Origin of the sequence: Amycolatopsis sp. NPDC006131 (genome assembly GCF_040614175.1) — a bacterium.
GTDB classification, from domain to species: domain Bacteria; phylum Actinomycetota; class Actinomycetes; order Mycobacteriales; family Pseudonocardiaceae; genus Amycolatopsis_E; species Amycolatopsis_E tucumanensis.
The window spans coordinates 1-8,299 of sequence record NZ_JBEXTX010000196.1; the positions used below are offsets into that span (position 1 = coordinate 1).

An 8,299-nucleotide genomic window follows, 5' to 3' on the forward strand; every position below is an offset into this window, starting at 1 on the left:
CCGCAGCCGCGCCAGTGCGCGCTCCCGGTCCGCCTTCAGGATGTCCGCGGCCGCCGCGGCCATCAGCCGCCCGGTGATCCACCCCGCGCTGACCGATCAGGCGGTCGCCGACGGCGGCGGGACCCGCGACTACCGGCCGCTGCTGGCCGGGATCCGGGACGACATCAGCGCCGCGGACCTGGCGGTGTGCCACCTGGAGACGCCGCTCGCCCCCGAGGAGGGCCCGTTCCAGGGCTACCCGGAGTTCAGCGCGCCGCCGGAGATCGCCGACGCGCTGGCCGACACCGGGTACGACGACTGCTCGACCGCGTCGAACCACACGATCGACACCGGCACCGACGGCGTGAACCGGACGCTGAACGAGCTCGACGAGGCCGGCATCCGGCACACCGGCTCCGCCCGGACCGAGCAGGAGGCCCGCACGCCGCTGGTGCTGGACGTGCGCGGCGTGAAGGTCGGGCACGTGTCGTACACGTTCGGGTTCAACGGCAAGAAACTGCCCGGCGGCAAGCAGTGGGTGTCCAACACCCTCGACGCGGACGCGGTGCTGGCGGAAGCGCGGGCAACGCGGGCGGCCGGGGCGCAGGTGGTGATCGCCAGCCTGCACTGGGGCACGGAGTACCAGCACGAGCCGACCGCGTCGCAGCGGCAGATCGCGCAGCGGGTGCTGGCCGACCCGGCGGTGGACCTGATCATCGGGCACCACGCGCACGTCGTGCAGCCGATGGAGAAGATCGGCGGCAAGTGGGTCGCCTACGGGCTGGGCAATTCGATCGCCAGGCACTCCGAGCCGCGCGGCACCACCGAGGAGGGGCTGATCGGCCGGTTCCACTTCACGCGGTCGGGCGACCGCTGGACGGTGGACCGCGCCGAGTACGTGCCGACGGTGATCGACCTCGGCCCGCCGATCCGGCTGCGCACCGCCGACGACCCCGCACTGGACCGGGCGCGCGCCGAGGAAGCCCTCGCGCGGACCGACGAGGTGGTCCTCAGCCGCGGCGCCGCCGCGCACGGCCTGACCCGCGGCTGACGAGCCCGGCGCGGCCGACCGGTCGCTGCGCGGACCGGGTGACGCTGGAGCCGGACGCGCGAGTCCTGCGCTCAGGCGGGTTCCGGCTCCGGGCTGGCCACCGGGAAGCGCTCTCCCTCGTCGCTGCGGACGGGGAGCACCGCGCCACCCTCGGAGAGGTACGCGTCGAGGTTCGGGGCGTACCCCGCGACCAGCGCCTGCCGCTCCACGGCGCTCGACGCCGCGTACTCGTGCGACGACGTGCCCAGCGGCCGCACGTGCCGGGGCATCAGCTTGTAGAACCCCGTGCGCGACTCGTGCGCCCGGCCGAGCGGGTCCAGCTCCGCGGCGGCGAACGCGCCCGGTTCGAAGGCCAGCCCGTGTGTCCGCGCCCGCTCGGCCATCCACAGCAGACTGATGTCGGCCAGTGCGCGGTCCGGGTAGCCGCCGCCGACGTCGGAGTGCACCCCGGCGAACCAGACCTGCTCGACGCGCTGCCCGATCGTGTCCGCGCGCGGCTGCCACAGCGCGGGCCGGAACGGCGGGCGGTGCTCGTCGATCGCCAGCGCGTGGTAGGCCGCGTCGACGCTGGAGCTCAGCTCCGTGTCGTGGAACTGCCAGCGCCGGTTGACGAGGTTGACCAGCCGCAGCCCGGACAGCGGGATGCCGAGCGAGCCGACGGTGTCCCACACGCCGAGGAACCGGATCCGCGTTTCGCGCGAGTACGACCGGCGGAACAGCTCCGCCGCGGCCGAGCGCGGGTGCGTCTTCGACCCGCGGGCGCGGTAGAGCGCGTACGCCTCGCCGATCCGGTCCTCGTGCTCGGGCCGCAGGATGCCGCAGTTGCGCACCAGGCCGGCGAGGCTGCGCGCGGTGTAGGCGCCGCGGCTGAACCCGAACAGGAACAGCTCGTCCCCCGGCTCGAAGGTCCGGACCAGGAACCGGTAGGCCTCGCGCACGTTGCGGGACAGCCCGAACCCGAACGCCCCGCCCCACAGGCGCTCGCCGGGCCGCGTCCCGACGCCGGGGTGGTAGAACATCCGCTGCTCGCGCCCGGCCCCGTCGGCGGACGCGACCGCCAGCGCCACCCGCGACACGTTGGTCGGCGCCGGCTGGTCCGGCGTGTTCCAGGTCCCGTCGCAGCAGATCACCAGCCGCTTGGTCATGCACAGCTCCCCTCGACGCCCGGTTTGTCGCCGATCGAGTGCCGAGGGTTACTGTCCGCTCTGGCTACCAGGCGGTAGCATCGTCCGGCCGGGTCGCTGACCAGCAAGAACACGAGTCGGCTTCAGGTTTTTGTTGCGGCGCGTCAAGGGGGCGGAAGTGCCGGACTACCGCAGTGCGCAGGCCCTGGCGGCCACACCGAGACGACTCGCGGTGGCGCTGGAGCCGCACACCCGTCCACTGGCCGAGGCGATCGTCCGCGAAGTGCGGCGGGAGGTGCCGGAGTACTCCGGGCCGCCGGAAGGCCGGTTCGGCCGCGCGCTGGCCGAGGGCATCGAGGTGGCGGTCCGGCACTGCTTCCAGTGCATCGGCAACCCCCACCCGGACCACAGCGAGTGGGTCCGCCAGTTCCGGCGGCGCGGGCGGCGCGAGTTCGACGAGGGCCGCACGCTCGACGCCCTGCAGGCCGCGGTGCGCATCGGCGGCCGGGTCGCCTGGCAGTACCTGACCCCGGTGCTGCGTGACCTCGGCGCGGGCCCGCAGACCCTCACCACCGCGGCCGAGGCGATCTTCGCGTTCGTCGACGAGCTGTCCGCGACGGCGCTCGAAGGGTTCCAGGAGGCGCGGCAGCCGTCAGGAGCCGAGGAGCGCCGTCGCCGCCTGGCCACGCTGGTCCTCGCCGAGCCGCAGCCGTGTCTGGAGGGCCCGGCCGAGGACGCGGGGTGGGTGGTGCCCGAACGGGTCGCCGTGATCGCCCTCGAACACGCCGAGGGCCTGCCGTCCGACGTGCTGGACGACGAGGTCCTCGTCGATCTGGACGGCGACCGCCCCTGCCTGATCACGCCCAGTCCGCAACGGACGGTCGAAATCCTGTCTGGCAACTGGGAAAAACCCGCGCGTGCCGCGGTGTCGCCCCCGGTTCCGCTCGTGCTGGCCCCGGCCGCGCACCGGCTGGCCCGGCGCGGGCTCGCCCTGCCCGGGGACGTCGTGTGGTGCGCCGAGCACCTCGACGCGATCTGGTTGCGCTCGCAGGACTTCCTGGCCGACCGGCTGCACGCGAAGTACCTGGCCCCGCTGGACTCGGTGAGCGGCAGGCAACGCGCGCGGCTGGGCGAAACCCTGCTGGCGTGGCTGGAAACCCGGGGCGGCGCGCCGGAGATCGCGCGCCGACTGCAGGTGCACCCGCAGACCGTGCGGGCGCGGTTGCACCAGTTGCGCGAGCTGTTCGGCGACCGGCTGGACGACGCGGACACGCGGTTCGGGCTGCACCTGGTGCTGCGCAGGCAACTCGGCGCCGAGGAGGGGACTTTGTGAGGCACGCGCGAACGGGACCTCCTCCGGGTGTCACCCGTCTCGACACTCGTCACCCGAACGGGTGGCGCAGGAATTCGGAGTGTGTCAACGGTTCTTGCCAACGCGACCCGGGTGATGCCATGTTGGCTCCGCGAGCGGGCCACGAGCACGGGGCCGGCCGCGAAGTTCTCCACCCACCGCAGTGCTGCGGTTTCCCGAGCAGGGGTTGACATGACGATCGATGCCGACGTCCGGCCCGGACGCACCGCGCCGCCGCGGCCGCCGCACCCGCGCCGCCCGCCCGGTGAGGCTCCGGCGCACGGCCGCGCGAGCACGCTGTGGGCGTCGCTGCCGCGCGAGCTGGCCGCGGTGTTCCGCCCGCACGCGGACGCGCTCACGCGGGTCATCCTGGCCGAGATCCAGCGGGCGGTGCCGGAGTACGCCCGTCCGCTGGAGGGGCCGTTCGGCGAGGTCATCGTGCGCGGGGTGCGGGAGGCGGTCGGGCACTGCCTGGACAACATCGGCAACCCCGCGGTGTCCCAGGACACCTGGATCGGCGTGTTCCGGCACCTCGGCCGCATCGAGTACAGCGAGGGGCGTCCGCTGGACCAGATCCAGACCGCCTACCGCGTCGGCGGGCTGGCCGCGTGGCGCTACATCGCCAAGGTCGGCCAGGCGAAGGGGCTGCCGTCCGATCTCCTCTACACCGGCGCCGAAGCGGTGCTGGCCTATGTGGACGAGATCTCCGCGCTGTCCGTGCAGGGCTACCGCGCCGCGCAGGCGCGGGCGGCGGGCACCCGGGCCCGGCAGCGCAGGCAGCTGCTCGGCCTGGTCCTGTCCGAGCCCGCGCCCGCGCCGCAGGCCGTCGAGGGACTGGCCGCGGCCGCCGGGTGGCACGTGCCGGACAAGGTGGTCGCGATGGCGCTGGAGCCGCGGCGCGACCAGCACCGGCTGCCGCCGCCCGCGCTGCCCGCCGAGGTGCTGGCGGATCTGGAGAGCCCGCAGCCGTGCCTGCTCGCGGCCGCGCCGCCGGAGGGCCTGGAGGCCGCGCTGCGCGGCTGGCGCGTCGCGATCGGGCCGCGGGTGCCGCTGGCGGAGGCGGCGGTGTCGCTGCGCTGGGCGCGCCGGACGATGGACTTGAGCGTACGCCGCATCCTCCCGCGGGAGCCGGTGCTGCACGCCGACGACCACCTGGCCACGCTGTGGCTGCTGGCGGACGAGTTCCTGATCGGACAGTTGCGAGACGCGTGCCTCGAGCCGCTGCAGGGGCTGACGGACAAACAGCGCGCGCGGCTCGGGCAGACGCTGCTGGCGTGGCTGCAGTCCAGCGGGAGCGCGCCGGAGATGGCCGAGCGGCTGGGCGTGCACCCGCAGACGGTGCGCTACCGGATGCGGCGGATCGAGGAACTGTTCGGCGAGCGGCTGAACGACCCGGAACACCGGCTGCGGCTGGAAATCGCGCTGCGGGCGGCGGAACTGCTGACGCCCGCGGCATGAACCGGGTGAACGACTACGACAGCTTCGGCGAGGCCTACGCGGCCGAGAACGAGAACAGCCTGCTGAACGCGTACTACGAGCGGCCGGCGATGCTGTCCCTCGCCGGGGACGTGACCGGCCGCCGGATCCTGGACGCGGGCTGCGGCGCTGGGCCCCTGACCGCCGCGCTGCGCGACCGCGGCGCGGAGGTCACCGGCATCGACGCCAGCGCCGGGATGCTGGCGCTGGCCAGGCGGCGCCTCGGTGAGGACGTGCCGCTCCGCCTCGCGGACCTGAACGACCCCCTGCCGTTCGCCGACGGCGCGTTCGACGACGTGGTCGCCTCCCTGGTGCTGCACTACCTGGAGGACTGGAAACCGGCGCTGTCGGAGCTGCGGCGGGTGCTCCGGCCCGGCGGCCGCCTGATCGCGTCGGTGGACCACCCGTTCGTCGCCTACACGGTCCAGGAGCCCCGGCCCGACTACTTCGCGACCACCAGCTATTCCTTCGAGTGGACCTTCGGCGGTCAGACCGTGCCGATGCGGTTCTGGCGCCGCCCGTTGCACGCGATGACCGGCGCCTTCACCGACGCCGGGTTCCGCCTCACCGCGCTCGTCGAGCCGCAGCCCGACCCGGCCGCCCGCGACCTCTTCCCCGGCGACTTCGAATCGCTGTCGACGAAGACCGCGTTCCTGTTCTTCGTCCTCGAGGCCGCGCCCTAGTTGTTTTGTTCGGTGGGGTTGGTTCCGCGGCTGCCGAGGGTGCTCCTCGAGCAGGGTGCGGTGGAAGCGTCCGACCTCGCGTTGGCTTGGGTTCGCAGGGGCCTGTGGTGGCAGGCCGTGGCGACGCGGGATCTGCTGCACCGTGGCGACGGCTACCGGAAACTTCCCGGACAGCACCTAGGAAACGGCCGGCGCGCTAGCCAAATACGCCTCCCGGCAGGCGGCACGCGCCAATTTGCCCGCGACGGTCCGGGGCAGCGTTCCCGGCAGGCCCACGTGCACGTCGCGCACCCGCAGGCCGTATCCGTCCGCGACGGCCTGCTCGACGGCCGCCGTGCAGGTCAGTGGGCCGGGCGCCTCGGCGAGCACCACGACCTCGTCCTCGACGGCGAACACGACCGTCGAGCCGGGCAGCAGTTCGGGCACGACCCGTTCGATCGTCGCCTCCACCGCCTCCGCCTGGACCGCCCCGGCGGGCAACCGGTTCTCCAGCCGCCCCAGTACGGTCAGCTCGCCGCCGGACAGGAAGCCGACGTCCCCGGTCCGCAGCCACCAGCCAGGCTCCCCCGCGTCGGCCTCGTCGCGCAGCAGCGCGCAGAACGTCTCCGCCGACGCCGCCGGCCGGCGCCAGTACCCGCGCGCCACTGTCGGCCCGGTCACCCAGATCTCCCCCACCGCGCCGGCAGGCAGCGACCGGCGCGTGACCGGGTCGACGATCGCGACGGTGCGGCCGGGCCGCCCGCTGGACACCGGACCGTCCCCGACGGACACCAGGCCGGTGGCCTCCAGCAGCCCGTAGGCGGCCCGGTGCGCGTCGGGACGCAGGCCGGACCCGGGCAGCACCGCCCGGTGCCGCGCCGGTTCGCCCACGTCCAGCACCGCCCGGACGCCGCTGAGGTCCAGCCCGTCCGGCACCGGGCAGCGCGCCAGGAACGAGTTCCCCGCCGACGTCACCGCGCCCGGGTTCGCCGCGAGCGCGCGCAGCCAGATCTCCGGCCGCTCCCGCACGCGATCGGGCGCCAGGTGCACCGACGGGCACCCGGCGAACACCGGCGCGGCCACCGCGAACGGCAGCCCCATCTGGCACAGCGGCAGCCAGTTGACGACCACCGACGCCCGGTCGGCCAGGCGCAGCGCCCCGGCGGTGCGCGCGGCGCTGTCGACGAGCCCGGCGTGGGTGATCACCACCCCCACCGAGTCGGAGGTGTAGCACAGGCAGGCGACGTCGGCGGGATCCGGCTCGTCCAGGTCGGACAGATCGCCGGGCACCGTGTCGATCGCGACGATCCGCCACACCTCGACACCGGCGGCGTCCAAGAGGGCGCGGACGTCGAGCAGCTTCTCCCCCGTGGTCAGCACGATCTCCGGCGCCGCGTCGATGACCGTCGCGGCGAGCCAGGCGTCGTCGCGCCCCGGCGCGAAGGCGGGCACCGCGACCAGCCCGGCACGCAGGGTGGCGAGGAAGCCGACGACCCAGTCCACGCCCTCGTCGGCCAGGATCGCGGCGCGCACGCCGTCGAAGCTGAACCGCCGCAGCCACGCGGCCACCGACGTCACCCGCCGGTCCAGCTCGTCCCAGGTGAGCGAGCGGGTGCCGTCGGACACCGCGCGGGCGTCCGGATCCCGGCGCGCCCAGGTCGCCAGGAACTGCGGCAGGGACGCGAGTGTTTGGGTCACAACGGAACCGTAGTGATCTTGTGAATGGGGTGTCAAAACTTGTGAGCGGGGTGCCAGCGGAGCGAATCGATACTTGTCAGCCACGTGAGTGCCGCCGGGAAATCCGCAGCTCTTGGGGCCTTTCGGCAGAGATGCCAACTTCCCCGCGGAAACCCCTGCAATCGGTGACAAGTTTTCCGGACAACCTTGCCGGAGTAATTTCACGTCATTACATTACTCATCAGTAATCCTTTTCTGCGATTATCAATGGAGATGTGCATGAATCGGAAGAGAATCGCCGGCGGAATCGTCTCCGGATCGGTACTGGCGGTTTCCGCCGCGGCCGGCCTGCTCGCCGGCGCGGGCACCAGCGCCGCCGACCCGGCCACACTGACGCTGACCTACACCTGCCCGTTCCCGCTCATCGGCAACCAGCCGATCAGCGTCGTGATCAACGCCGACATCCCGGCCACCGCGACCGTCGGCCAGCCGACGCCCGAGTTCGGCATCGAGGCGGTCGCCACCGTGTCCTCGACCGCCACGGCCGGCCTGAACCTGGTCGGCGCCAAGACGGTGGAGGGCACCGCGCAGGCCTCCGCCACGGTCGCCGCCCCCGAGGCGACCCTGCCGGTCACCGTCCCGACCACGATCCCGCCGACCGCGATCCCCGCCTCCGGCGCCTTCGACGTCACCGCGACCGGCACCACGCCGTCGCTGACCTTCACCCAGCCCGGCGAGGCGACCGTGACGGTCGGCGACCTGCTGCTGACCCTGCACCCGAAGAAGGCCGACGGCTCCGACACCGGCCTCGGCACCTTCGACTCCCAGTGCACGCAGGACCCCGGGCAGGACAACGTGCTCGCCACCGTGCAGATCACCGAGGCCGCGCAGGCCGCCACCGAGCAGCGGATCCGCTGACGGAACTCCCGCGCGGCCCGGGCGCCGGGCCGCGCGGGGGGTGGGGGTGTAGGTACGGCAC

7 protein-coding genes are annotated in these 8,299 nt (G+C 73.6%); 5 read left to right on the forward strand and 2 right to left on the reverse strand.

Annotation, left to right across the window (positions count from 1 at the left end; all coding sequences use genetic code 11):
* Positions 1 to 1,030, forward strand: a 1,030-nt coding sequence (locus ABZ215_RS42615; RefSeq protein ID WP_354956570.1) for a CapA family protein, incomplete at its 5' end; no start/stop codon positions are given.
* Positions 1,031 to 1,101: 71 nt separating this feature from the next.
* On the opposite strand, the gene ABZ215_RS42620 is transcribed toward ABZ215_RS42615, so the two are convergent.
* On the reverse strand, positions 1,102 to 2,175 hold the full coding sequence (locus ABZ215_RS42620) for a DUF2235 domain-containing protein (RefSeq protein ID WP_354956573.1): 1,074 nt from the start codon (positions 2,173 to 2,175) through the stop codon (positions 1,102 to 1,104).
* 157 nt (positions 2,176 to 2,332) lie between these two features.
* On the opposite strand from ABZ215_RS42620, the gene ABZ215_RS42625 reads away from it, so the two are divergent.
* From ABZ215_RS42625 to ABZ215_RS42635, 3 genes are all read left to right on the forward strand, one after another.
* Positions 2,333 to 3,487, forward strand: coding sequence for a helix-turn-helix domain-containing protein (locus ABZ215_RS42625; RefSeq protein ID WP_354956575.1), 1,155 nt, complete (start codon positions 2,333 to 2,335; stop codon positions 3,485 to 3,487).
* Between the two features lie 210 nt (positions 3,488 to 3,697).
* Positions 3,698 to 4,963, forward strand: coding sequence for a helix-turn-helix domain-containing protein (locus ABZ215_RS42630; protein ID WP_354956577.1), 1,266 nt, complete (start codon positions 3,698 to 3,700; stop codon positions 4,961 to 4,963).
* On the forward strand, positions 4,960 to 5,664 hold the full coding sequence (locus ABZ215_RS42635) for a class I SAM-dependent methyltransferase (RefSeq protein WP_354956579.1): 705 nt from the start codon (positions 4,960 to 4,962) through the stop codon (positions 5,662 to 5,664). Before ABZ215_RS42630 ends, ABZ215_RS42635 begins: the two co-directional genes overlap by 4 nt.
* A gap of 177 nt (positions 5,665 to 5,841) precedes the next feature.
* On the opposite strand, the gene ABZ215_RS42640 is transcribed toward ABZ215_RS42635, so the two are convergent.
* The gene (locus tag ABZ215_RS42640) at positions 5,842 to 7,341 is read right to left on the reverse strand and encodes an AMP-binding protein (protein ID WP_354956581.1); all 1,500 of its coding nucleotides are present in this window, start codon (positions 7,339 to 7,341) and stop codon (positions 5,842 to 5,844) included.
* Positions 7,342 to 7,599: 258 nt separating this feature from the next.
* Between ABZ215_RS42640 and ABZ215_RS42645 the strand changes: the two genes are divergently transcribed.
* Positions 7,600 to 8,238, forward strand: coding sequence for a DUF6801 domain-containing protein (locus tag ABZ215_RS42645; protein ID WP_354712855.1), 639 nt, complete (start codon positions 7,600 to 7,602; stop codon positions 8,236 to 8,238).
* The last annotated feature ends 61 nt before the right edge of the window (positions 8,239 to 8,299 follow it).